The organism is Pseudomonas sp. SIMBA_041 (assembly GCF_046535095.1).
Taxonomy (GTDB): domain Bacteria; phylum Pseudomonadota; class Gammaproteobacteria; order Pseudomonadales; family Pseudomonadaceae; genus Aquipseudomonas; species Aquipseudomonas mucoides.
In genome coordinates, this window is the sequence record NZ_JAWRXJ010000263.1 from 1 (window position 1) to 275 (window position 275).

The following is a 275-nucleotide window of genomic DNA, read 5'->3' on the forward strand; positions in this document are numbered from 1 at the left end:
CCACCGTCGCGGCCATTACCACCGCGGGTGTGGTGTTGCCGATTATCAACGTTACCCATGCCGATCCCGCTTTAATGGTACTGGCAACCGGTGCGGGCAGCGTGATCGCGTCACACGTAAACGACCCTGGCTTCTGGCTATTTAAAGGGTATTTTAATCTGACGGTTGGTGAAACGTTGCGTACCTGGACGGTGATGGAAACCCTTATTTCTATTATGGGTTTGCTGGGCGTGTTAGCCATTAACGCCGTATTGCACTGAAAGAATAAAATATTG

At 50.5% G+C, this 275-nt stretch carries 1 pseudogene; it reads left to right on the top strand.

The features are described from left to right. Positions 1-260 (top strand): annotated as a pseudogene (locus SB725_RS31115) (permease DsdX); the annotation flags it as partial. Positions 261-275: the final 15 nt, after the last annotated feature.